Genomic DNA, 23,775 nt, shown 5'->3' on the forward strand with positions numbered 1-23,775 from the left:
CCGTCCGCCGCTCACTCGAGCAGTGCTCTCGTCCGTCGGTGTCGGTACCGGAACATCGGCTCGAACCCGACGACGGCGAACGGCCCGGCCGCCCTTCCGAGCACCCCTCCGGGAAGCCGGTAGTGCACGTCGTCGTGGACGACCGTCCCGTCGCCGTCGGCGCGGAGCCGGTGGGCGTGTCTCCACTCCGGGAAGGGCCCGTCCTCCATGACGTCCACGAAGTAGGCGTCGTGCGCTCCCGCCTCCAGTTCGACGATCCGCGACGTCCAGGACTGCCGGGGACCGACGCCGAACGGCCGCGCGACGAGTTCGATCCGCGAACCGACTTCCAGCGGTCCCGGGTCCTCCTCGCCGTCCGGGCCGACGACACGCTCCACGCGGAGGTTCACGAACCCGGGCGTCACCGCCTCGAGTCCGGATACCCGCCGGTGAAACGCCCACACCTCGTCGAACGGCGCGTTCACCCGTACCGTACGACGGTAACGGCTCATCGGTGAACCCAGGCGCCGGAAGCGGAAAGGAGTGGGTGCCCTTCCGCCCCGTCCCGGAGCCCGGAGCGGACTCGTAGGTCCAGTTCGGTCGGGGAATCGCGCCCGTATCGGTGGCTTTTACGACCGTAGCCGCGAGGGCTAGTCCATGAGCGAGGACGGAGACTACCGCATCGAACGGGACAGCCTCGGCGAGATGGAAGTGCCGGCCGACGCGTACTGGGGCGCCCAGACCCAGCGCGCGGTGGAGAACTTTCCCATCTCCGGGATCGGCTTCGGCCGACGGTTCGTCCGCGCGCTGGGGGTCGTGAAGAAGGCGGCCGCCCTGGCGAACCGCGATCTCGGTCACGTCGACGAGGACGTGGCGGCGGCCATCGCGGAGGCGGCCGGCGAGGTCGTCGCCGGCGAGCACGACGACCAGTTCCCGGTCGACGTGTTCCAGACCGGCTCGGGAACGTCCTCGAACATGAACGCGAACGAGGTGATCGCCAACCGCGCCGCGGAGATCATGGGCGAGGGCATCGGAGACCGCGTCGTCCACCCGAACGACCACGTCAACTTCGGCCAGTCGAGCAACGACGTGATTCCGACCGCGATGCACGTCGCGGCGCTGGAGGCAGTCGAGAAGGACCTGATGCCCGCGCTGGAGGAGCTACACGCGGCGCTCGAGGAGAAGGAGGCCGAGTTCGACGGCGTGGTCAAGACGGGCCGGACTCACCTGCAGGACGCGACGCCGGTCAGGCTCGGCCAGGAGTTCGGGGGGTATCGCGCGCAGGTCCAGAAGGGGATAAAGCGCGTCGCAGACACCCGGTACCACCTCCGCGAACTGGCGCTCGGGGGCACGGCGGTCGGGACCGGGCTGAACACCGACCCCGAGTTCCCCGAACTCGCGGCGGAGTACGTCTCCGAGGAGACGAACACGCAGTTCCGCGAGGCGGACAACCACTTCGAGGCGCAGGCGGCCCACGACGCGATGGCGGAGGCCCACGGCGCGCTCCGCACCGTCGCAGGGAGCCTGAACAAGATCGCGAACGACCTCCGACTGCTCGCCTCCGGCCCCCGTAACGGCCTCGGCGAGATCGAACAGCCGGAGAACCAGCCGGGGAGCAGCATCATGCCGGGGAAGATCAACCCCGTCGTCGCGGAGGCGGTGAACCAGGTCCACAAGCAGGTCGTCGGCAACGACGCCGCGGTCGCAGCCGGCGCCGCGGAGGGCCAGATCGATCTCAACCTCTACAAGCCGGTGCTCGCACACAACTTCCTCCAGTCGGCGAAACTGCTGGCGAACGTCTCGTCGGTCTTCGGCGAGCGGTTCGTCGCGAAGCTGGAGGCCAACGAGGAGCACTGCGCCGAACGCGTCGAGCAGTCGATGGCGCTCGCGACGGCGCTCAACCCCGCGATCGGCTACGACAAGGCGAGCGAGGTCGCCAAGACCGCACTGAAGGAGGGGAAGACCGTCCGCGAGGTCGTCCTGGAGAAGGGCTACCTGAGCGAGGCGGAGGCCGACGAGGTGCTCGACCCGGAGGCGATGACCCACACCGGGATCCTCGGCGAGGACTGAGCGGAATCGGGAGTCCACGACGGTCGGCGAGGGGTGCGTGGGATCGGGAACCGGCGACGGCGGGATCGGCCGGCGTCGTGCGTTCGTCGGGTCGGGCGTCCGATCTCACGCGAGGCGCGCGACACCTATCAGTTTTTGTCGCAGGCGTGTCAACCGTCCACGCATGACAGACGACATCGCACGCGGGCTCGAGGGAGTCACCGTTGCAGAAACGCGACTGAGCAGCATCGACGGCGAGGCCGGCGAACTGACCATCGGCGGGTTCCCGCTCCCGGAACTCGCCGGCAACGCGACGTTCGAGGAGACCGTGTTCCTCCTGCGGGAGGACCGGCTCCCCGACGCGGACGAGTTCGAGTCGATCCGGGCAGACCTCGCCTCGCGCCGCGACGTCGAACCCGAAACGCTGGAGACGCTCCGGGCGGCCGCCGAGGACGGTCTCCCCGCGATGGACGCGCTCCGGATGGGTGTCGCTGCGGCCACGCTCGGAGGCGAGGCGTCGACGGCCGGCGACCCCGCGGATGACGCGCTCACCGCCGTCGCCGTGATGCCGACCCTCGTCGCGGCCTACTGGCGGTACCACGAGGGCGACGAGCCGGTCGCCCCCCGCGAGGACCTCGGCCACGCCGCGAACTACCTCCACATGCTGAACGACGAGGAACCCGACGAAGCCCGGGTTCGCGGACTCGAGACGTACCTGAACTCGGTCGTCGACCACGGGCTGAACGCCTCGACGTTCACCGCGCGGTGTATCGCCTCCACCGAGTCCGACGTCGTTTCGGCGGTCACGGGCGCGGTCGGCGCCCTGAAGGGGCCGCTCCACGGCGGGGCGCCCGGTCCGGTCCTCGACATGCTCCTCGACGTCCACGAGTCCGGCGATCCGGAGGCGGCCGTCCGCGATCGTCTGGAAGCCGGCGAGCGTCTCATGGGGTTCGGCCACCGGGTGTACGAGGTACGCGACCCCCGCGCGGCGGTGCTCTCGGACGCCGCGGAGTCGTTCTACGGGGACGCGGGCGACGCCGACTTCTTCGAGTCCGCGCGCGAGGCCGAGCGGGTCGGCGTCGAGGCGCTGGCCGAGCACAAGCCGGGGCGGCGACTGGAGACGAACGTGGAGTTCTACACCGCGGTGCTCCTGCACGGCATCGGCGTCCCGAGGGAGCTGTTCACGGCGACGTTCGGCGTCGCCCGGGTCGGCGGCTGGACTGCCCACTGTCTGGAACAGCTGGCGGACAACAGGATCATCCGGCCACGTGCCCGCTACGTCGGCGAGACGAACCGGACCTGGGTACCGGTCTCCGAGCGGTGACCGGAGGGACGAACGGGACCCGGACGCTCAGGCCTCCTCCTCGATCCGCTCGTAGCGCTCGCGGAACTGCGACTCGCAGGTCGGACAGCAGAAGTGGTGGAGCGTGCCGCCGACGCGCGCGGTCGACCCCTCGTTCGTCACGGAGTTGCCGCACTCGGCGCACTCGAACGCGAACTCGGCGGCGCCGACGCTCGGCGTCCACTCGGCGTCCACGAGCGGTTCCGCCGCGAAGTCGGCCACGTGCTGGGGGCCGAGCGTCGCCTCGACCCACTCGTAGGTCGGCCGGTCCGGGACGCGGACGTGGGCGAGCACGTCGCCGTCGTCGGTGACGAACACGTGCTCGACCGCGCCGGCGTCCACGAGGGATTCGCGGACCGTCTCCCGGTCGCCGGCCGCCGGCGTCACGCGGACCAGCGTGGGGGCGCCGGCCCGGAGCGTCGAGCGGTCCACGTCGACCGTGAACCGCCGGATGACGCCGGTCTCCCGCAGGCGGGAGACGCGGTCCGAGACGGCCGGAGGGGAGAGGTCGACCGCCTCGGCGATGTCGCTGTAGGACCGGCGGCCGTCCTCTGTGAGCATGCGGAGGATGTCCAGGTCGGTGTCGTCGAGATCGCGCATGGTCGGGCACTGGGAACGCGCGGGGAAAGTTCCTGCCCAAACCGGCCGGTAACGGCGGATGAACTATCGGTACGTTCAACTTGCGTCCCCGCGAGAGTTCGGACATGCAGCGACTCATCTCCCGGAGCACCGGCCGGGACCTGCTCCGGTGTCGGCGGTGCGGTTCCGAGTTCCCGGAGGGGCGTGCGACGACCGACGGCTGGCACTACGCCTGTCCGACCGACGACTGCGACTCCACCGGGATCGGCGACGGCCTGAAGCGACTCGACTGACGCGGTTCGGCGGGACGGTTCGCTCGGACGGTTCGCCCGGCCAGACCCCGCCTACGTGGGCCGGCCCGAACGGACCGGCCCGGCCACGACCGCACGCGACTCACACCCTTTTTGGCGACGGACGCCCCAGTCCCGGCAATGACCGACCGCGACTACGACGACCTGGGCCTCGTCGCCGGGCTGGAGATCCACCAGCAGCTCGACACGGCGACGAAGCTGTTCTGCGGGTCGCCGACGACGCTGCGGGAGCCCGAGGAGTCCGACCGGACCGTCACCCGGTTCCTGCACCCGACGAAGTCCGAACTCGGCGAGATCGACGAGGCGGCCCTCGAGGAGTCACGGGTCGAGCGGGAGTTCGAGTACCTCGCGTACGACACGACCTGCCTCGTCGAGGAGGACGACGAACCGCCCGCCGAGATCGACGCCGAGGCGCTCTCGGTCGCGATGCAGATCGCGAACCTGCTCGACGCGACCGTCGTCGACCAGGCGCACGTCATGCGGAAGATCGTCATCGACGGCTCGAACACCTCCGGCTTCCAGCGCTCGACGCTGCTCGGCCAGGAGGGGGAGATCGAGACCCCGGACGGCGCCGTCGGCATCGAGGACCTGATGCTGGAGGAGGAGTCCGCGAAACGGGTCGCGGAGACGGAAGAGGGGGTCCGCTACTCGCTCGACCGGCTGGGCATCCCGCTCGTCGAGATCGGAACGAAGCCGGACGTCTCGACCCCGAAGCAGGCCCGGGACGCGGCCGAGCGCATCGGGATGCTTCTCCGCTCGACGGGCGCCGTGAAGCGCGGGCTCGGCACCATCCGGCAGGACGTGAACGTCTCCATCGCCGACGGCGCCCGCGTGGAGATCAAGGGCGTCCAGGCGCTCGACCAGATCGACGAGATCGTCGCCCTCGAGGTCGACCGACAGGCCGAACTCGTCGGGATCGCCGCGGAGCTCGACGAGCGCGACGCGAGCGTGGCCGAGCCGACGGACGTGACCGAGGTCTTCGAGGGCACCGACTCTGGCGTCATCGCCGGCGCGTTGGACGACGGCGGCGCGGTCCACGCGGTCCGGCTCGCGGGCTTCGACGGCGTCGTCGGCCGGGAACTCCAGCCCGACCGCCGGCTCGGGACCGAGCTCTCGGACCACGCGAAGCGACACGGCGCGGGCGGGGTGTTCCACACCGACGAACTGCCGGCCTACGGGGTCACGGAGTCGGAGGTCGCGGCGCTCCGCGAGGCCGTCGGTGCGGGGGCCGAGGACGCGGTCGCGCTGGTGGCCGACGACCCGGAGACGGCCGAACTGGCGATCGACGCCGTGGCCGAGCGCGCGGCCGTCGCGATCGAGGGCGTCCCCGAGGAGACCCGCGGCGCGAACGACGACGGGACGACCCGCTACATGCGCCCGCTGCCGGGCGCCGCGCGGCTCTACCCCGAGACGGACGTCCCGCCGGTCGAGCTCGACCCGGCCGACGTGGAGACGCCGGAACTGCTCACCGAGAAGGCCGATCGGTACGCCGCGGAGTACGGCCTCGATCCGGGGCTCGCGGAACAGGTCGCGTACGGCCGCCGGATGCCCCTGTTCGAGGAGGCGGTCGAGGCCGGGGTCGACCCGACGTTCGCCGCCACGACGCTGGAGTCCGTCGTCACGGAACTCCGTCGGGACGACGTCCCCGTCGAGGACCTGACCGACGGGGCGTTTCTCTCGACGTTCGAGCTCGTCGAGGACGGCGACCTCGCGAAGGAGGGCGTGAACGAGGTGCTCGCGACGCTCGCCCGGAACCCCGGCCTGACCGCCGAGGAGGCCGTCGAGGAGGCCGGACTCTCGGGCGTCGACGAGGACGAGGTGCGCGAGGCCGTCGCCGAGGTCGTCGAGCGCAACGCCGAGCAGGTCGAGACGGAGGGGATGGGCGCCTTCTCCGGCCTGATGGGCGAGGCGATGGGGGCGCTCCGCGGGAGGGCCGACGGCGAGGTCGTGAGCGACGCCCTCCGCGAGGAGATCCGGAAGCGAGCGTGAACTGAGATGCCCGTCCAGGAGGAGTTCGCGAACCCGTTCGGCATGGACGAGGAGTGCCGGAACTGCCCGGAACTCGCCGCGTGTCGCGAGCGCGTGGTCCACGGCTACGGCGACGCCGGCGCGGAGGTGCTCGTCATCGGCGAGTCGCCGACGGCCGGGGCCGAGCGGAACGGCGTGCCGTTCACGGGCGACGAGGCCGGCGAACGGCTGCAGCGGGTTCTCGGCGACCTGGGGCTCTCGAACTCGCCCCCAGACGCTGACGAACCCGAACTGCGGAACGCGTACCTCACCTATCTCGCGCGGTGCCGGCACCCCGATCGCCCCGCGACCGACGTGGAGGTCGCCAACTGCGAGCCGTTCCGGAACGCCGAACTGCGGATGATCAACCCCGAACTCATCGTCCCGGTCGGCCAGCGCGCGCTGGAGGAACTGGCCGTCGAGTACACCACGCGCGCGCCGGAGAGCTTCGACGCCGACGCGGAACATGCGACGACGGTCCGCGGCCGGGGGTTCGAACTGCTCCCGATGAAGGACCTCGAGGACCTGACGGACGCGGACGCGGACGCGTTCGTCGACCACGTGCTGGAGAACGTCTTCTCGCGCGACTACCGGCAGACGAAGGGACGGCGGAGCCGGTAGGTCCGGCCACGGCCGTCCGGTCTGATCGTCTCCCCCGCCGACTCACCAGTACCGCGTGCGCCACCGCCGCGGCGCGGTCCGCCAGCCCCAGAGGACGGCCGCGCCAACGGCCACGACCAGCAGCGCGAGCGTCACGCCGACGCCGGCCCGCGAGGGTCCGGCGAGGAGCAACGTGGCGAGCGCACCGGCCGTCAGCAGGGCGATGGCTAGCGTGCCGAGGACGCCGAATCGAGCGAGTCGCATACCTCCGCTGGAACGGGCGAGTGTATAAGGTTGAAGGACGCCCCGCGCGGAGGTCCCCCATGACCGTCGTCGTCGTCCTCGCCGACCCGCCCCGTCCCGGACTCGCGCTCCCCGACCTCGCGGGGACCTCCCCGCTCTCGGCCGAGGACGCCGCGGACCTGTACCGTGCGCTGCTCTCGGACACCGTTCGGGCCGTCGAGCGCTCGGGGGCCGACCTGCTCGTGAACTACCGCCCGGACGATCTGTTGCCCGACGAGTTCGTGACCGACACGTCGAGCGAGGCCGAGTTGCGCTCGCTCGCCGCCGGGGCGCTGGAGGACGTGACCGAGGCGCGCTTCGAGCCACAGGTCGGTTCGACCGTCTCCGCGCGGGTCGGCAACGCCGTGACCCACCTGCTCCGCGAGGAGGGGGCCACGTCGGTCGCCGCCGTCCGCGGGACTGCGCCGCTTCTCACCCGACCGGTCGTCGACTCGTCGGCGATGAAGCTCCGGACGAACGAGACGGTGCTCGGGCCGTCGACCCGCGGCCGGACGTACTTCGCCGGCTACACCGCGCCCGTGGACTTCGCGGACTCGTTCGGCGATGCGGAACTCGAGACGCTGACGAACAGGGCCAGGGACGCCGGCCACGACGTGGAGTTCCTCCCGATGCAGGTCGCGGTCGAGACGGAGGCGGACCTCCGGGACCTCCTCCCCGTGCTCTGGTCGCGCATCGCCGCCGAGCGGATCGTCCCGGACCACACCGCCTCGTTCGTCCACGAGCGCGGGCTCAGGGTGCGCGACGGCGAGGTCGTCCTCGACGGGTAGCGCGGGGGAAGACACTTACCGGCCGCCGCAGGACCCGTAGCCGATGCCCTCCACGCGCCGACGCGTACTCGGAGTCGCCGGCACCGCCCTCGCCGGGATGGCCGGCTGTGCCGCCCCGTCCGGCGGCGACGGAACCGGCTCGGAACCCCTGACCGACGAGCCGATCCGGTCCCCGGCATCGACCGGTTCGCCCGGGGGGTCGTCGTCCCCGGACGGGTCCGTCGCGATCGGCGAGGAACTCGCCGTCGACGGGGCGACGGTGTCGGTGACACGCGTCGCCGTCCGGGAGTCGTTCCAGTACCTCGACTCGCCGGACTCGATGGACGTGACCGCCGAGGACGGCGTCTGGTACGTGTTCGCCGCGGTCGAGGCCTCCCCCGAAGGGTCCGGCGATCTCCCGAGGTGGACGACTTCGGGCTGGTCGCGGACGGTGACGGTCACGAAACGACGACGTTCGTCGTCGACACCTACGGCGTCGACGGCTGGGGGGCGCCGTTCGATCCGGAGGCGGACGGCGAGGGGTGGATCGGGTTCGCCGTCCCCGCGGGCTCGTCGGGCGAGGACCCGCGGATCACGCTCGGGGAGGCGTCGTGGCGGCTCGACGACGAACACGCGACCCGGCTCGCGGGGCCGAAACCGACCTTCGAACTCGTCTCGTTCGACGTTCCCGAGACGGTCGAGGCGAGGGAGTCGTTCGGCGCCACGGTCACGGCCCGAAACGTGGGCGACGTCCCGGGAGCGTTCCGCGGCGTGCTCAACGTCGAGGGCGGCGTGGCGGCCTACGCCCCGTACTCGTTCGAACTCGAACTCGACGCCGACGAGGAGGCGTCCTGGACCAAGGAGTTCGGATCCGACGTGACCCGCCCCGCGGTCCTGATGCGCCACCACCTGAAGACACCGGCGGGGGACCGCGACGCCAAGACCGAGGTGTCGTCGACGCCGACGACCGACGGGGAGTGACGCCGGCCGTCGCCGGAGACGCGACGGGGGAAGCGACCGACGTCGAACGGAACGACTTTTGTCCAGCGTCGACGAGTTCCCGATGCGGTGGGATGGCAGAGCGGCCCATTGCGCCTGCCTTGAAAGCAGGTAGCCTCACGGCTTCCTGGGTTCGAATCCCAGTCCCACCGCTCGACCTTTTACGCTGCGGGCTGCCTTCCGCAGCCCTCGGTAAAAGCTCGACCGAAAGCGCTCCTCGCTCCCGTCGCTCGTGGGACGAAAGGCGCTTCGCGCCTTTCGAACGACTTCGCTCGCTCGGGTCGGTCGTCGGCCCGCTCGTTCGCTCACCGCGTTCGCCCCCTCCCGGAGGTGTGCGTTTGCGACCGCACCGCTGCTGCCGTGGCGCGCGGCGGCCGAACCCCGTGCGTGGCCGAACCGCGCAGGGGGCGAGCATCGCAGCGAGCGCGAGCGAGCGGGAAGCGCGGGCGGTTGGGTGAGTTCCGAGGAGTTCGCTCCGAGGTAGGTGAGGTGCGGTCGTGCGGGGCTGAAAGGGGTCGACCCTATCGAGTCGGGGGCCTCGCTGTGCTCCTCACGCTCACTCCGTTCGCGCTGTGGTGCTTGCTTCGTCCGCCTTCCCCGATAGGGTCGAGGGCTTTCTGAGCATGGGTGTTCCAGAAATGGGTGGAGCAAGTGGCCTACAGACGTATCGGACCCATCCCGCAACGCCCAAACGCCCACCCCAACTACCGAACACAACGAATGGACCCGAAACGCGAGATGACGTCGGTCGACCTGGCCGCGCTCGTCGGGGAACTCGGGCGCTACGAGGGCGCGAAGGTCGACAAGGTCTACCTCTACGGCGACGACCTCGTGCGGTTCAAGCTCCGGGACTTCGACCGCGGCCGGGTCGAACTCCTGGTCGAGACCGGCGACGTGAAGCGGTGTCACGTCGCGGACCCGGCCCGCGTCCCCGACGCGCCCGGGCGCCCCCCCGAGTTCGCGAAGACGCTCCGCGCGCGCATCGGCGGCGGCGAGTTCGCCGGCGTCGAGCAGTACGAGTTCGACCGCATCCTCACCTTCGAGTTCGACCGACCGGACGAGGACACCGTCGTCGTCGCGGAGCTGTTCGGTCAGGGGAACGTCGCCGTGCTCGACGAGACCCGCGAGGTGCTGCGCAGCCTCGAGACCGTCCGGCTGAAGTCGCGCACCATCGCGCCCGGCAGCCGGTACGAGTACCCCGAGTCGCGGATGCACCCGCTGAACGTCGACTACGAACCGTTCGCGGCGCGGATGCGCGAGTCCGACACCGACGTCGTGCGGACGCTCGCGACCCAGCTCAACCTCGGCGGCCTCTACGCCGAGGAGTTCTGCACCCGCGCGGGCGTCGAGAAGACGACCGACGTCGAGGGAGTGACCGACGGCCAGCTCCGGGCCGTCCACGACGCAATCGTCAGGTTCCGGGACCGACTACGCTCGGGTGATCTCGACCCGCGGGTCTACCTCGAGGACGGCGAGGTGGTCGACGTGACGCCGCTCCCGCTGGAGGAGCACGAGGGGCTCGAGAGCGAGGCGTACGACGACTTCAACGCCGCTCTTGACGCCTACTTCCACCGGCTGGACCTCACGGAGGACGAGGCGGTCGACGACTCGCCGGACTTCGAGGCCGAGATCGAGAAGAAGAAACGCATCATCCAGCAGCAGGAGGGCGCGATCGAGGACTTCGACGAGCAGGCCGACGCCGAGCGCGCCCGCGCGGAGCTCGTCTACGCCCACTACGACCTGGTGGACGACGTGCTCTCGACGGTCCAGGCGGCCCGCGAGGAGGGTCGCGCGTGGGAGGACATCGAGGAGACGTTCGCCGAAGGGGCCGAGCGCGGCATCGCCGAGGCCGAGGCCGTCGAGGACGTGAACGGCGCCGAGGGGACCGTTCGGCTCTCCCTCGGCGACACCTCGGTGACGCTGGACGCGCTAACCGGACCGGAGAAGAACGCCGACCGGTTGTACCAGGAAGCGAAGCGAATCGAGGGGAAGAAGGAGGGCGCACAGGAGGCGATCGAGAACACCCGGGAGGAACTGGCGGCCGTCCGGGAGCGCAAGGCGGAGTGGGAGCGAAGCGACTGGGACGCGGGGGAACCAGACTCCGACGGCGAGGACGGGGCGACCGAGGGGAACGAGGAACGCGAGGTCGACTGGCTCTCCCGTCCCTCCATCCCCGTCCGCCAGGGGGACCACTGGTACGAGCGCTTCCGGTGGTTCCACACGAGCGACGGCTTCCTCGTCATCGGCGGGCGCAACGCGGACCAGAACGAGGAACTGGTGAAGAAGTACATGGACGCCGACGACCTGTTCCTGCACGCGCAGGCCCACGGCGGTCCGGTGACGATCGTCAAGGCCACGGACCCCTCCGAGGCGGCGCGCGACGTGACCATCCCAGAGCGGTCCCGGGAGGAGGCCGCCCAGTTCGCCGTCTCCTACTCCTCCGTGTGGAAGGACGGCCGCGGCGCCGGCGACGCCTACCTCGTGGCGCCCGACCAGGTGTCGAAGACCCCCGAGTCGGGCGAGTACGTCGAGAAGGGCGGGTTCGTGATCCGGGGCGACCGGGAGTACTACCGGGACGTCCCCGCCGAGGTCGCCGTCGGCGTCCAGGTCGAACCCGAGACCCGGGTCGTCGGCGGTCCCCCCTCGGCCATCGAAGGGCAGGCCGAGACGGTCATCGGGCTCGAACCGGGCAAGTTCGCGCAGAACGACGCGGCGGTGAAGTGCTACCGCGAGTTCAAGCGCCGGTTCGCGGACGAGGCGTTCGTCCGCAAGGTGGCCTCGGCGGACCGCATCCAGGAGTTCCTCCCGCCGGGCGGCAGCGACCTGCTCGGGGTGTAGATGCTGCGGGAGGCGCTCCGGTTCCCCCTCCGGGGCGACCGGGGTGACGTCCTCGAGACGCTCGCGATCGGCGGGGGCCTCCACCTCCTCGCGGCGTATCTCCCTCTCGTCCCGCTGGTCCCCGTAGTCGGCTACCTCGTCGGCGTCCTTCGGGACGGTTCCGACGGCGACCCGCCGCTGTTCCGGGACCCACGGCGACTCCTCCGGGACGGCGTGCTCGGCTCCGTCGTCTGTGTCGCGTACCTGCTGCCGCCGCTGGCGTTGCTGCTCGTCACCGTCGGCCGGGCCGCGATCGAGGGGGTGCCGGCCGACGTCCCCTCCGGGGTGTTCGTCGTCGCGTCGACGCTCTCGCTGCTCTCGGCCGCGGCGGTCGCGTACCTGCTCCCGGCCGCGCTCGTCGGCCTCTCCCGGGAGGGACTGCGGGCGGCGTTCGCCCCGCGAGAACTGCTCTCCACGGCCGCGAACGGCCGGTACTTCTACGCGTGGGTCGTCGGCGGCGCGACCCTCGGGACGGCGGCCGCGCTCTCGCCGGGGCTGAACCGCGTGGCCCTGGGCTTTTTCGTCCTCTTCTACGCGGAGGTCGTCGCGGCCGCCGCGTGGGCCGCCGCCGTCGGGGGAAACCGTTTTACATCGGCTCCGTGACGCGACGAGCATGCTCGGAGACGCCCTGCGCTACCCCATCGAGAGCGACGACCGCGTCGCGACGCTCGTCATCGGCGGACTGCTCCTCGTCCTCGGCGTGCTCGTGCTGCCGGCGTTCGTCGTGCAGGGCTACCTCGTTCGGGTCCTCGACTCGTCGGCCAGGGGCGAGTCCGAGGCCCCGTCGTTCACCGACTGGGGCGGCCTCTTCGTGGACGGGCTGAAACTCACGGTCGTGGGCCTCGTCGTCGGCATCGTGATCGCAGTGCCGTTCGTCCTGGTCACCGCGCTGCTCACGGGCGGGCTAGTGGCGGTCGGCGACTCGGGCGGGAACGTCGCAGCGCTCGGAGTCGTCGTCGCGCTCGTCTACGTCCTCCTGAGCGTCCTCGCGCTCGTCGTCGCGTACTTCCTCCCGGCGATGTTCACGAACTTCGCGGTCGAGGGCCGACTCGGCGCCGCGTTCGACCTCTCGACGGTGACGTCCGTGGCGCTCACGACCGACTACCTCGTCGCGGTCCTCCTCGCGGTCGTCCTCGGGTCGGTCGTAAACGCCGTCGCCGCGCCGTTCGCGGTCCTCCTCGTCGGCATCCCGCTGCTGTTCTACGGGCAGGTCGTCACCTACTACCTGTTCGGGCGGGCGTACGCCGAGGGACGACGTGCGGCGGGACTGCCCGGCATCCGGGGCGGGGCCGCGGCGTCGTCACGTTCGGACCGCGTCTGAAGACCCGGGCGGGGCCCGGGCGGGGCCTCCGAGGACCTGACGTGTGGCGTCCGAGGGGTTCCCCGGCGCCGTCTGAGAAGGCCTTAGTAGCCGGGTCGCGCAGTTCCGGCCATGCGAATCGAAGGCCGCGGCCGCGGCGCGGAGGGCCGCGAGCGGCTCACGGTCGTCCCGGAGACGACCGACGACCTCTGGCATCTCTCGCACGTCCTCGAGCCCGGCGACCACGTCGAGGCGGACACGACCAGACGGGTCCAGCGCGACGACGACCGCCTCCGCGACACCGGCGGGGAACGCGAGCACATGCGCGTCACCCTAGAGGTGGAGGACGTGGAGTTCGCCCGCTTCGCCAACCGGCTCCGGGTCGGCGGCGTCATCGTCGGCTGCTCGCGCGAGGACGAACTCGGCCACCACCACACCATCAACGTCGAGGAGCGATCCGAACTCACCGTCGAGAAGCGGTTCAAGCCCGACCAGATGGAGCGCATCGAGGAGGCCGAGGAGGCGACCGACGCGCCCGACGTCGCCATCGCCACCGTGGAGGAGGGCGCGGCGTACGTCCACACGGTCCAGCAGTACGGCACCGAGGAGTACGCCAGTTTCACGAAGCCGACCGGGAAGGGCGAGTTCGCCCGGCCCCGCGAGGAACTGTTCGCGGAACTCGGCGACGCGCTCGCCCACCTCGACCCCGAGGCGATCATCCTCGCGGGTCCGGGGTTCACGAAGAACGACGCGCGCGACCACGTCGCCGAGGAGCACCGCGAGTTGGCCGACCGCATCACGGTCGTCGACACCTCGGCTGCCGGCGACCGCGGCGTCCACGAGGTGCTGAAGCGCGGCGCCGTGGCCGACGTCCAGCGCGAGACGCGCATCGCCCGCGAGGCCGAACTCATCGACGAACTCACCGAGCGGATCGCGGAGGGCGCGAAGGCGACCTACGGCGTCGAGGAGACGATGGAGGCCGCGGAGTTCGGCGCCGTCGAGACCCTGCTCGTCCTCGACGAGCGCCTCCGCTCCGAGCGCCAGGGCGAGGGCGACTGGTCGATCGACGCGAACGACCTCATCGAGGAGGTCGAACAGAAGGGCGGCGACGTCGTCGTCTTCTCCGAGGAGTTCGCCCCGGGTCAGCAACTCCGCAACCTCGGCGGCGTGGCGGCGCTGCTTCGCTACCGGTTGCAGTAGCCGGGGACGGCGAGTTCGGAGAGGGACGGGAACTCCGGCGACGAATCCCGCGCCGGCGACGTCGTCGCTCGGGGACCGGCCGACGTCCGACGAACCGGATCGTGTCACGTGATAACGACGAGCAAAAAATAAGCCGGAGGTTCCCCTAACGGGAGGCATGGAGACGATCGAACGGCCGACGTTCGAGTCGGAGGCGAGAAAGCGGATGTACGAGTACGTCGAGCGGCACGGGACGGCGAAACGACACGTCCTGCTCGACGTGCTGTCCGTGTCCTCCGAGGAGTTCCGGGCCGAACTGGACCTGCTGAAGTCGAAGGGCTACCTCGAGGAGGAGGGGGGGACCCTCAGGGTCGCGCTCGACGCGGGCAGCGTCGAGGAGTACGAGGCCGGCGACGTCGAGTTCACGATCAGGCCGGCCAGACAGGACGACTTCGAGGGTCTCGTCGACGCGATCCGGGACGTCACGGCCGAGGAGACGTACGTCGTCGCCGAGAGCATCGCGGAGCAACTGCTGTACGAGGACACCGTCACGCGCCACAACACCGTCGAGTCCCGCCTGTTCTTCGTCGCGACGGTCGACGGGGAGGTCACGGGGTGGACCCACCTCGACCTCCCGCAGGTCCGCCGGATCCGGGAGACGGCCCAGCAGACGGTCGGCGTCGAGTCGGCCCACCGCGGCTACGGGATCGGCGGCAAACTCCTGCAGCGCGGACTCGACTGGGCGGAGGCGAACGGCTACCGGAAGGTGTACAACAGCATCCCCGTGACCAACGAGCACGCCATCTCGTTCCTCTCCGCCCACGGCTGGAACACCGAGGCGATCCGGGAGGAGCACTACACCATCGACGGGGAGTACGTCGACGAGGTGATGATGGCCTACACGTTCTGATCGACCGTCCGCCACCGTCGACCCGCACGACGGTTCGATTCCACGCGGTCCCGCCCGGACGAGCGCCGGACGATGATCGACCCTACCCGACGGACCGTCCCGTCGGTGACGATTACCCACCAACTACTATTACAGACACGCCCGTCCTCTTCCACTGATGTCGAACGCATGGGCGAGGGACAGCGCCCCGGCGGCGGCGCTCCCGGACCCCGTCGAGGCCGAGGACGTCACGTACGACCCGTCGTTCGAACTACTCCGCGAACTCGCGGCCGACGAGGAGGTGACGACCGAGTTCGGCTCGCCCGCCTACGTGAGCGAGCACCGCTCGCGCAACGCGGACCGGACGAGAAACGCCGTCGACGACGAGTTCGACCGCGACGAGTACGCCCTCCTCGAGGAGGCGGCCGACGCCGTCGGCGAACGCGGGATGCTGTGTCTCGACCGCCGGCTGGGACGTCACCCCGACCTCTCGTTCGTCTGCCGGCTCTTCGTCCCCCGCGAGTACGCCCGCATCGCGCTCGCGTGGGCGAAACTGTGCGAGCCGGTCTCCCCCGGCGACGCGACCGGGGGGCCGCCCGAGCCGGACTTCGTGACCGTCCAGCTTCCCGACCGCGATGACGTCGCGATCAGGGTGCTGCCGGACGAGGGGTTCACGGCCGTCCTCGGCAGCGACTACACGGGCGAGGCGAAGAAGTCGTTCCTCAGGCTGTACATGTACCGCGCCAAGCGACGGGGCGGGCTCGGCCTCCACGCCGGCGGCAAGCGCGTGGTGGCGCGCTCGCCCGACGGCGACCTCGACGCGGTGGGACAGCTGTTCCTCGGCCTCTCGGCGACCGGGAAGTCGACGCTGACCGCCCACGGCTTCGGGCTCGAGGCGCCCGAGGAGGCGACAATGCTCCAAGACGACGTCTGCGCGCTGCTCCCCGACGGGACCGTCGCCGGCAGCGAGGGGAACGGCCTCTACGTCAAGACCATCGGACTCGACCCCGGGGAGCAGTCCGCGCTGTACGAGGCGACCACCCACGAGTCCGCCGTCCTCGAGAACGTGGCGGTCGACGGCGACGGCGTCGTCGACTTCGACAGCGACGAGTACACCTCGAACGGCCGGGCGACCGTCCTCAGGGAGCACCTCTCCTCGGCGGCCGCCGACGTCGACCTGGAGCGGGTCGACCAAGTGTTCTTCATCACGCGGAATCCGACGATGCCCCCGGTCGCGCGGCTCGACCACGACGAGGCGGCGGCGGCGTTCATGCTCGGCGAGTCCGTCGAGACGAGCGCGGGCGACCCCGACCGGGCCGGCGAGTCGATACGCGTCGTCGGCACCAACCCGTTCATAATCGGCCCGGAGGGCGAGGAGGGGAACCGCTTCCGCGACCTCGTCGAGCGGCTCGACGTGGACTGTTTCGTCCTCAACACCGGGTCGCTCGGCGACGGGAGCGTGGACGTCGGCGTCGAGGACACCGTGACGATCCTCCGGGAACTCGCCCGGGGGACCGTCGAGTGGCGCGAGGACCCCGAGACCGGCTTCACCGTGCCGAGTCGAGTGCCGGGACTGGACGTCGGGGCGTTCTCGGTCGCCGACGCCGTCGACGACCACGAGCGACGGCTGCGGGACCTCCGTGCCGACCGCCGGTCGTATCTCGACGGGTTCGAGGCGCTCGAGGACCGGATCCGGAACGCCGTCTACTGACCTCGTTCGCGGCGCGCCGCCGGGTCGCGTGATCGCGGGTGCCGTGTGGTCGGTCGGCGTGGGGTTCGCCGGGGACACCAACGCTAAGGGGCCCGTGAGTGACCCGCCCACATGGCAGCGCTCGACCGCCGGCACGTCATGTGGGCGACGCTGGCGTGCGGCTTCCTCTTCGTCAACTTCTTCCGGAACTCGACCGCGGTGCTCGCGGGCGACCTCGCGGCCGTCTACTCGGCGACCGCGGCCGAGCTCGGGCTCCTCCACTCCTCGTTCTTCTACATCTACGCCGCCGCCCAGCTCCCCGGGGGGCTCGTCGCCGACCGGTTCGGCCCGCGGCGGGTCGTCGCCGGCGGGCTGGTCGGGATGGCCGTCGGCGTCGCCGTGTTCGCGGCGAGCGGGTCGCTCGTCGTCGGGTTCCTCGGCCGGGCGCTCGCGGGGCTCGGGGCTAGCGTCATCTACGTCGCGGTCCTGCGGTTCTGTGCGAACTGGTACGCGCCCGAGGAGTTTGCGACGATGACCGGCTTCACCATCGCCGCGGCGGGGCTGGGCGGCATCCTCGCGACGACGCCGCTCGCGCTCGCGGCCGGCGCCGCGGGGTGGCGACCGGTGCTCCTTGGTTCGGCGGTCGCGATGGTCGTCGTCGCGGTGGCTGTCGTCTCTGTGGTTCGGGACCGCCCTGCGGACGCCCCCGTCGAGGCGGCGGCCGACGGCTCCGAGTCGCTCGGGGACGTGCTCGCCGGCGCCCGTCGGGTGCTGGCGGACCTCGACACCTGGCTGATGGGTCTGATGCTGTTTCTCGTCATCGGGCTGAACTTCACGGTCGTGGGCCTCTGGGGCGTGCCGTACATCGTACACCTCTACGACGTGTCGGTCGCCACCGCGGCCACGACGGTGCTGGTGGCGAACGTCGGGTTCGCGCTCGGCCCGCCCGTACTGGGCGCGCTCTCGGACCGACTGGGCCGCCGGACCGAAATCATCCTCGCCTCCTGTCTGGCGTTCACGGCCGCGTACGGGGTCGTGTTCCTCACGGTCACGCCGCCGCTGTTCGTCGTGGGCGCCGTCCTGTTCCTCGCGATGTTCATCACCGGCGGAACCGCGGTGTCGTACACGGTCGCGAAGGAGCGGCACGTCGAGGACAGCGGCGCGGCGACGGGGACCATCAACGGGCTCGGATACGCGGGAGCCGCGATCTTTCCGGCCGTCATGGGGCTCGCGCTCGACGCGTACTGGACGGGGGAGCTGATCGACGGCGCACGGGCGTACACCACGACCGGCTACCGCGTCGCGTTCGGCGTCGTCACGCTCGGCGGGGTCCTCGCGACGGCCTGTGCGCTCGCGCTCCACGTCCGCGACCATCGCCGGCCGGAGGACGAGGCCGTCACGGCCGCCGACTGATCGGGCGCGGTCGGCGTTTCACGCCCGTCCGTCCGCGTCGGCCCGCGCCGGGGGGGCCGCGTCACTCCCCGGTCGATCACTCCCCGGTGAGCGCCCGGCTCGCCGGGGAGAGGTCGATCGTCGTCCCGAGGTCCTCGCCGCTCGCCTTCTCGTAGAGCAGGTGCGCGGCGGCGGCGGTCTCGATGCCCGTCCCGCCCGAGTCGAACACCGTGATCTCGTCCCCGCCGGTCCGGCCCGGTTCGACGCCGGCGACGACCTCGCCGAGCTCCGCGTGGACGTGGTCCTCGTCGACGACGCCCGCCTCCAGCGCGGAGAGGAACGAGCCGGCGTCGCTCGTCGCCCGTGCCCGGAGGTCCGGGACGTAGGTCGCCCGTTCGATCGTCGTGTGGTCAAGCTCCCGCCTGCTCGGGTCGTACTGACCCATCGCGGTGACGTGCGTGCCCGGTTCGAGCAGGTCGCCGTCGAACACGGGCTCGGTCGCGTTCGTCGCCGTCACGACGACGTCGGCGTCCTCGATGGCCGCAGCCGAGGAGGCGACCGCGGCGACGGAGGCGTCTAGCTGCTTGTTCAGCTCCCCGGCGAACGTCTCCCTGCTCTCCTTGGTCGGCGAGTACACCCAGACCGTCTCGAGGTCGCGGACGGTCGCGGTCGCCTTCAGCTGGCCGCGGGCCTGCGCGCCGCTGCCGATCATCGCCAGCGAGGTGGCGTCCTCCCTGGCGAGCGCGTCGACGCCCACCGCACCCGCCGCGCCGGTCTTGAACGGGTTCATGGAGGCGCCGTCGAGCAGCGCGAGCGGTTCGCCGGACTCGGCGTCGAAAAGCGGCGTCACGAACCAGGCGTCACGCTCGCCGAAGCCGGAGCTGTACATGTACCCCCCCATCGCCCCCGTCTCCGGGAGGACGGCGGCGTAGGTGGTGAACATCCCCCGCGGATCGTCGTTCACGAGCTTCGTCCGCGGTTCGGCCGGCGCGCCCTCGCCCACCTGGCGGTAGGCCTCGCGGACGGCCGCGACGTACTCGGCCGGAGTGGCGAGGCCGGCGACCTCGTCGCTGGACAGGAACGGAATCTCGGTCATCGGTCGCGCTTCGAAGCGGGGGGAGAAAAGCTCTGTCGGTCGGCTCAGTCCGCGTTCGGCGCGGGGCCGGTCGCCGCCTCGGACGCGGTCGGGGTCGGTTCGGGGGCGTCGACCGGGCCGCGGACGAACATCGCGTGCGCGATGAGGAGCGCGGAGACACCACCACCGACGGGAACGGCCATCTGGAGGGACAACCCGCCCAGCGCGAGCAGTGCGGTGATTCCGACGAGTGCGGCTGGGATGAGGCCGAGAACGTAGTCATGGTATCCAGTCATAATCTATCACATACTACGATGACCGGTCATATAATTGTTTTGCATACGTACCCCATACCAGCCCAGTCATGATGGAAGATTTGACGCGTAACTTATGAAGACGTTAGCCTTTCAGTCCTGATAACGCGCCCCTCGCGTCCCCGAATTTTGGTATGTTTTAACTCGACATGCTGCTGCTGCTGCGGGTTACGACCCCTCCTGCCGAGTGATATGGAACGTCGCGTTCGTCCTTCGGTCCGATGCCGCCGACACGGCCGCCCGGTCGATCGGCTCGGCCGTTCGTCGATCGGCGCGGCCGCTCCGTCGGCGCGTGCGACGATCCCCGCGAACGCCAGCGCGACCGTCTTTTTGTCGCTGCCGCCCCTGGACGGGCCATGGACCGCGTCCGCGCGGCAGGGCGGCTTCGTCTCGCGGCTGTCGGAGCCGCCGCCTGCCTCGGCGGCGGCCTCGTGTACGTCCCCGAGCGGGTCGCCCCGGTGGCGGGACCACTCGCCCCCGTCGCGTTCCTGATCGCGGGGCTCGGGGTGGCCTGCGTCGCGGCGGCGTTCGCGGTGCTCGTCTCCGGACCGTTCGGGGGCGGAACCGGGCTCGCGTACCGCGCCGTCTCGCGGACCTGGGGGTCCAGGACCGCGGCGGTACTGGCGACCTGGCCCGCCGCGGGGGCGTACGTCGCGCTCGCCGCGCTGCTGGCGAACTGGCTCGGTCACCCGGGCACGCTCCCGCCCGACAGGGCTAGCTGGCTCTCGGCCGGCGGCGACGCCTCGGCCGTCTCCGTCGTCGGGGTCCCGTTCGGCCCGGTCCCCCACCTCCCCGTCGGGCCGCTCGCGGCGCTCGCCTGCGCGGCGGCGTTCGCCGTCCACCTCCTGGGCCCACGGCGTGCCGCGACCGCGATCGCGGTTCCCGTGTGGGCGACCCTCGCCGCGCTCGCCGCGGCGTTCGCGCTCGCGCTGGTCCCCGGCGTGGGCGAGTTCGTGGCGGGCAACTACGACCCCCTGTTCCCGACGGAGGAGTTGCGAGCGGCCCCGGTCTCCCGGTTCGTCGACGGGGCCGTCGTCGCGCTGTTCGCGTTCGTCGGCGTCGAGGCGGCTGCCAGCGCGAGCGCCGGCGAGTCGGACGCGGCGCCGGCCGGCACGGTCCTCGGCGCGCTCGCCGTCGTGGCGGCGACGACGGCCGCGGCGTTCGCCTCGCTCGGGGTCGTCGACTGGATCCGTCTCACCCACGCCGACGTCCCGGCGGCCGACGCGATGGCAGCGTACTTGCCGCTCGACCCGGGCGTGGTGACGGCCGCGGTGAGCCTCCTCTTCGGGTGGACCGCGCTCGTCGCGCTCGGGTTCCCCGCCTCGCGGACGCTGGCGGGATACGCGGAACTCCTGTGGGCCGGCGACGCCGGCGGTCGAGGCGAGGAGACGGGGGCTCGAAACGGGCCGGTCTCGGCCGAGACGGCGGCGCTGGCGCTCTGTTACGGCGCCGCAGCGGTCGTCTGTCTGGCCGGGGTCGTCGCCCCGGCGCTGTATCTCGCGGTCCCGGGCCTCGCCGCATCGTATCTCGCCGTGGTCGCCACCGTCCTCGCGCTCCCGTCCCGTCGCCCCGACCTGTGGGCGGCCTGCACGCTCCGCCCCGGCCCCGTACGCCGCTGGTCGCTCGGCCTCGGGGGCGTGCTCGCGGCCGGGTCGCTGCTCGTCGTCGCGCTCACGAGCGACCCCTCGACCGTCCTCGCGCGGTCGCTCCACCGTGTGGCCGTTCCGGTGCTCGGGTTCGACCTCGTCCGCGACCCGGCGGCGAGCGCGCTGCCGGCCCTGCTCGGCTGGGAACTGCTGGGGCTCGGACTGCTCGTCGTCCTGCGCGAATATCGGGAGTCGCGGGGCGTGCGACTCCCCTCGCTGGGCGGCGTCGAGGACGCAGCGGTGGCCCGGAGGGACGAGGGGGCGACGTCCGACGGGGACGAACCGTAACCCCCTACCGCGCCCGACGCCTCCGTCCCGACGATGGAGACGGGCGCGATCCAGTTACGCGACCTCGCCGGACCGTTCGACCTGCAGGCGACGGTCGAGAGCGGCCAGTCGTACCTGTGGAACCGCGCGGACGGGGGGATGTACGACGCGCTCTCGGTCCACGGCGGCGACTGCTGGTACGAGACGGTCGTCCCACCCGTCGACGGCGTGAGCGACCGGCGCGCGGTCCTCCGGGTACGTCAGGTGGAGGACCGGCTGGAGTGGGAGTCGAACGTGGACGCCGTCCCGCTTCTCACCCACCTGCTGCGGCTCGACGACGACCTCGACGCGGTGCTGGACGCGACCCCGGACCTGCCGCTGCTCTCGCGTGCGTACGACGCCCACGAGGGGATGCGGCTCGTGCGCGACCCGCCGTTCGCCTGCCTCGTCTCGTTCATCTGCTCGGCCCAGATGCGCGTCTCGCGCATCCACGGGATGCAGGTGGCGCTCGCCCGCTCGTACGGCGACGCCGTGGAGTTCGACGGCGAGACGTACCACGCCTTCCCGACCCCCGAACGGTTGGCCGCCCGGACCGAGGCGGAACTCCGGGAGCTCTCGCTGGGCTACCGGGCGCCGTACGTCCGGCGGACCGCCGAGATGGTCGCGGACGGCGAGGCCAGCCCCGAGGACGCGCTCGGATCGCCGTACCCCGAGGCGCGCGAGTCGCTCACCCGGTTCGTCGGCGTCGGCGACAAGGTGGCCGACTGCGTGCTGCTGTTCTCGCTCGGCTTCCTCGAGGCGGTCCCCATCGACACGTGGATCAGGACCGCAATCGCGGACCACTTCCCCGACTGCGACCGCGGGTCCTACGCGGACACCTCGCGGGCGATCCGTGAGCGGTTAGGAAGTGATTACGCGGGGTACGCCCAGACTTACCTGTTCTACTACCTCCGCGCGGGCGGGGAGTAACCCGATCCGCGAGGACCAACTGCCGGGGCTGGGACGTTCATCCGACGATGACCGTGGAGGACACTGATCGCTCGATGGGACGCTCGACGAACCCGGACACCGCGGCTGCCGTCGGTCCGGGCCACGGTCAGCGCGGCCGGACGTTCGAGGGGACCGCGTCGGGCGCGGCTCAGTCGTCGGCCGAGACCGGCGGCCGGCCGCCGAGTTCGACCGGCGAGGCGTCGACGCCGAACTCCTCGAGGGCCAGTTCCGCGGCGCGCTTGCCCGAGACGAGCATCGCGCCGAACGTCGGGCCCATGCGGGTGAGCCCGTGGGTCGTCGCGGTCGCGAGCCCGGTCGCCATGAGGCCGTCGTGGACGAAGCCGGTCTCCTCGACGACGCGGTCCTCGCTGTCGGAGACCCACATCGAGTCGTGGCCGGGCGAGTCGTGTCCGGGCGCGCCGTACTCGCCCTCGCCGCTCGTGTCCATCCCGACGTTGTGCTCGCTCGCGTGCTCGAGGCCGGGCGCGTCGATCACCCCCCGCTCGTGGAGCTTCGAGACGACGACGGCCTCGTGGCCGGTCGCGTCGACGACCAGGTCGGACTCGACGGCGACGGGGTCGACGCAGGTGAGCTCCCGGGGGAGCGAGTGGACCGGGGTCCAGTTCATCACGACGCCCGCGACGCGGTGGTTCTCCCGGACGACGACGTCGGTGAACTCGGTCATGTTCTGCATCCGCGCGCCGGCGGCGCAGGCCGCCTCGATGAGCGCGGACGAGGCGTGCGGGGCGTCAGCGACGTAGAGCCCCTCCGCCTCGTCGCTCTCCTCGTACGGGACGCCGAGTTCGTCCAGGACCCGGTGGGCCGGGTCCCTGACGGTCAGCTTGTTCATCAGGAAGCCGCCGAGCCAGAACCCCCCGCCGAGGTAGTTGTTCTTCTCGACGACGGTCACGTCGACGTCGCGCTCGGCGAGCTCCTTCGCCATCATCAGCCCCGAGGGGCCGCCGCCCACGACGATGACGTCCGCCTCCGTGCTGTCCACGAACTCGCCGTGCCAGCTGTCAGCGATCGCTCGGGTCACGGCCGCCTCCTCCGCGTGGCTGAACTGATCGAACTCCATGGTTAACCTAGTAATATTAGTTAGTAATAAACGTGGCGCCGCGCGCGAGGGGCGCCGAGGGGTTCGAGTACGGATGGCGGCGGTACGTCCGGAACCCGTCGCCGCGGTCCACGCCGGGACCGCCACGCGGGCCCGCGGTGTGCCGAACGGTCCCGCGAGCGAC

Annotated in this window: 23 protein-coding genes and 1 tRNA gene; 17 read left to right on the top strand and 7 right to left on the bottom strand. The window is 71.3% G+C overall.

Annotated elements, in window-relative coordinates; translation table 11 throughout:
• Positions 1-11 precede the first annotated feature (11 nt).
• The gene (locus HUG12_RS12845; RefSeq protein ID WP_179269147.1) at positions 12-491 is read right to left on the bottom strand and encodes an SRPBCC family protein; all 480 of its coding nucleotides are present in this window, start codon (positions 489-491) and stop codon (positions 12-14) included.
• A 145-nt stretch (positions 492-636) separates the two neighbouring features.
• On the opposite strand from HUG12_RS12845, the gene HUG12_RS12850 reads away from it, so the two are divergent.
• Together HUG12_RS12850 and HUG12_RS12855 are read left to right on the top strand one after the other, a co-directional pair.
• The gene (locus HUG12_RS12850) at positions 637-2,049 is read left to right on the top strand and encodes a class II fumarate hydratase (protein WP_179269148.1); all 1,413 of its coding nucleotides are present in this window, start codon (positions 637-639) and stop codon (positions 2,047-2,049) included.
• 163 nt (positions 2,050-2,212) lie between these two features.
• Positions 2,213-3,352, top strand: a complete 1,140-nt coding sequence (locus tag HUG12_RS12855; protein ID WP_179269149.1) for a citrate synthase/methylcitrate synthase — start codon at positions 2,213-2,215, stop codon at positions 3,350-3,352.
• Between the two features lie 27 nt (positions 3,353-3,379).
• On the opposite strand, the gene HUG12_RS12860 is transcribed toward HUG12_RS12855, so the two are convergent.
• Positions 3,380-3,970, bottom strand: a complete 591-nt coding sequence (locus HUG12_RS12860) for a winged helix-turn-helix transcriptional regulator (protein WP_179269150.1) — start codon at positions 3,968-3,970, stop codon at positions 3,380-3,382.
• A gap of 104 nt (positions 3,971-4,074) precedes the next feature.
• Here HUG12_RS12860 and HUG12_RS12865 point away from each other — a divergent pair, with 104 nt between their 5' ends.
• The 3 genes from HUG12_RS12865 (at position 4,075) to HUG12_RS12875 (ending at position 6,888) form a co-directional block, all read left to right on the top strand.
• The gene (locus HUG12_RS12865) at positions 4,075-4,242 is read left to right on the top strand and encodes an HVO_2901 family zinc finger protein (RefSeq protein WP_179269151.1); all 168 of its coding nucleotides are present in this window, start codon (positions 4,075-4,077) and stop codon (positions 4,240-4,242) included.
• A 138-nt stretch (positions 4,243-4,380) separates the two neighbouring features.
• Positions 4,381-6,249: a Glu-tRNA(Gln) amidotransferase subunit GatE gene (gene gatE, locus HUG12_RS12870; protein WP_179269152.1), complete on the top strand. Its 1,869-nt coding sequence runs from the start codon at positions 4,381-4,383 to the stop codon at positions 6,247-6,249.
• A gap of 6 nt (positions 6,250-6,255) precedes the next feature.
• Positions 6,256-6,888 (top strand): uracil-DNA glycosylase, encoded by a 633-nt coding sequence (locus HUG12_RS12875; RefSeq protein WP_179269153.1) that lies wholly within the window; start codon positions 6,256-6,258, stop codon positions 6,886-6,888.
• A 42-nt stretch (positions 6,889-6,930) separates the two neighbouring features.
• Here HUG12_RS12875 and HUG12_RS12880 read toward each other — a convergent pair whose 3' ends face one another.
• Positions 6,931-7,131, bottom strand: a complete 201-nt coding sequence (locus tag HUG12_RS12880; RefSeq protein ID WP_179269154.1) for a hypothetical protein — start codon at positions 7,129-7,131, stop codon at positions 6,931-6,933.
• 59 nt (positions 7,132-7,190) lie between these two features.
• Between HUG12_RS12880 and HUG12_RS12885 the strand changes: the two genes are divergently transcribed.
• Complete coding sequence (locus HUG12_RS12885) at positions 7,191-7,937, top strand: TIGR04282 family arsenosugar biosynthesis glycosyltransferase (RefSeq protein ID WP_179269155.1); 747 nt, start codon at positions 7,191-7,193, stop codon at positions 7,935-7,937.
• Positions 7,938-7,952: 15 nt separating this feature from the next.
• Here the strand turns inward: HUG12_RS12885 and HUG12_RS12890 are convergent, their stop codons facing one another.
• Positions 7,953-8,378: a hypothetical protein gene (locus HUG12_RS12890; protein ID WP_179269156.1), complete on the bottom strand. Its 426-nt coding sequence runs from the start codon at positions 8,376-8,378 to the stop codon at positions 7,953-7,955.
• Here HUG12_RS12890 and HUG12_RS12895 point away from each other — a divergent pair.
• The 9 genes from HUG12_RS12895 (at position 8,340) to HUG12_RS12935 (ending at position 18,263) form a co-directional block, all read left to right on the top strand.
• On the top strand, positions 8,340-8,897 hold the full coding sequence (locus HUG12_RS12895; protein WP_179269157.1) for a hypothetical protein: 558 nt from the start codon (positions 8,340-8,342) through the stop codon (positions 8,895-8,897). The two genes, HUG12_RS12890 and HUG12_RS12895, sit on opposite strands and share 39 nt — an antisense overlap.
• Before the next feature lie 86 nt (positions 8,898-8,983).
• Positions 8,984-9,067, top strand: a tRNA-Ser gene (locus tag HUG12_RS12900).
• A 568-nt stretch (positions 9,068-9,635) separates the two neighbouring features.
• A complete protein-coding gene (gene rqcH, locus HUG12_RS12905; protein WP_179269158.1) occupies positions 9,636-11,753 on the top strand; it encodes a ribosome rescue protein RqcH in 2,118 nt (705 codons plus the stop codon).
• Positions 11,754-12,395, top strand: coding sequence for a DUF4013 domain-containing protein (locus HUG12_RS12910; RefSeq protein WP_179269159.1), 642 nt, complete (start codon positions 11,754-11,756; stop codon positions 12,393-12,395).
• A 10-nt stretch (positions 12,396-12,405) separates the two neighbouring features.
• Positions 12,406-13,113, top strand: a complete 708-nt coding sequence (locus tag HUG12_RS12915) for a DUF4013 domain-containing protein (RefSeq protein WP_179269160.1) — start codon at positions 12,406-12,408, stop codon at positions 13,111-13,113.
• A 111-nt stretch (positions 13,114-13,224) separates the two neighbouring features.
• Positions 13,225-14,292 carry an mRNA surveillance protein pelota gene (locus HUG12_RS12920; RefSeq protein ID WP_179269161.1) on the top strand — a complete coding sequence of 356 codons (1,068 nt, stop codon included), beginning with the start codon at positions 13,225-13,227 and terminating at the stop codon, positions 14,290-14,292.
• A gap of 157 nt (positions 14,293-14,449) precedes the next feature.
• Positions 14,450-15,181 carry a GNAT family N-acetyltransferase gene (locus HUG12_RS12925; protein ID WP_179269162.1) on the top strand — a complete coding sequence of 244 codons (732 nt, stop codon included), beginning with the start codon at positions 14,450-14,452 and terminating at the stop codon, positions 15,179-15,181.
• Between the two features lie 157 nt (positions 15,182-15,338).
• The gene (locus HUG12_RS12930; protein WP_179269163.1) at positions 15,339-16,871 is read left to right on the top strand and encodes a phosphoenolpyruvate carboxykinase (ATP); all 1,533 of its coding nucleotides are present in this window, start codon (positions 15,339-15,341) and stop codon (positions 16,869-16,871) included.
• 111 nt (positions 16,872-16,982) lie between these two features.
• On the top strand, positions 16,983-18,263 hold the full coding sequence (locus HUG12_RS12935) for an MFS transporter (RefSeq protein ID WP_179269164.1): 1,281 nt from the start codon (positions 16,983-16,985) through the stop codon (positions 18,261-18,263).
• A gap of 76 nt (positions 18,264-18,339) precedes the next feature.
• Here HUG12_RS12935 and HUG12_RS12940 read toward each other — a convergent pair whose 3' ends face one another.
• Positions 18,340-19,338, bottom strand: a complete 999-nt coding sequence (locus tag HUG12_RS12940) for an ornithine cyclodeaminase family protein (protein ID WP_179269165.1) — start codon at positions 19,336-19,338, stop codon at positions 18,340-18,342.
• 44 nt (positions 19,339-19,382) lie between these two features.
• Positions 19,383-19,613 (bottom strand): hypothetical protein, encoded by a 231-nt coding sequence (locus HUG12_RS12945; protein WP_179269166.1) that lies wholly within the window; start codon positions 19,611-19,613, stop codon positions 19,383-19,385.
• Between the two features lie 374 nt (positions 19,614-19,987).
• Here HUG12_RS12945 and HUG12_RS12950 point away from each other — a divergent pair, with 374 nt between their 5' ends.
• Together HUG12_RS12950 and HUG12_RS12955 are read left to right on the top strand one after the other, a co-directional pair.
• Positions 19,988-21,565, top strand: coding sequence for a hypothetical protein (locus tag HUG12_RS12950; RefSeq protein ID WP_179269167.1), 1,578 nt, complete (start codon positions 19,988-19,990; stop codon positions 21,563-21,565).
• Between the two features lie 33 nt (positions 21,566-21,598).
• Positions 21,599-22,513, top strand: coding sequence for a DNA-3-methyladenine glycosylase family protein (locus HUG12_RS12955; protein ID WP_179269168.1), 915 nt, complete (start codon positions 21,599-21,601; stop codon positions 22,511-22,513).
• Between the two features lie 169 nt (positions 22,514-22,682).
• Here the strand turns inward: HUG12_RS12955 and HUG12_RS12960 are convergent, their stop codons facing one another.
• A complete protein-coding gene (locus tag HUG12_RS12960) occupies positions 22,683-23,612 on the bottom strand; it encodes a sulfide-dependent adenosine diphosphate thiazole synthase (protein WP_179269169.1) in 930 nt (309 codons plus the stop codon).
• Positions 23,613-23,775: the final 163 nt, after the last annotated feature.

The organism is Halorarum salinum (assembly GCF_013402875.1).
In the GTDB taxonomy this organism is placed as follows: domain Archaea; phylum Halobacteriota; class Halobacteria; order Halobacteriales; family Haloferacaceae; genus Halorarum; species Halorarum salinum.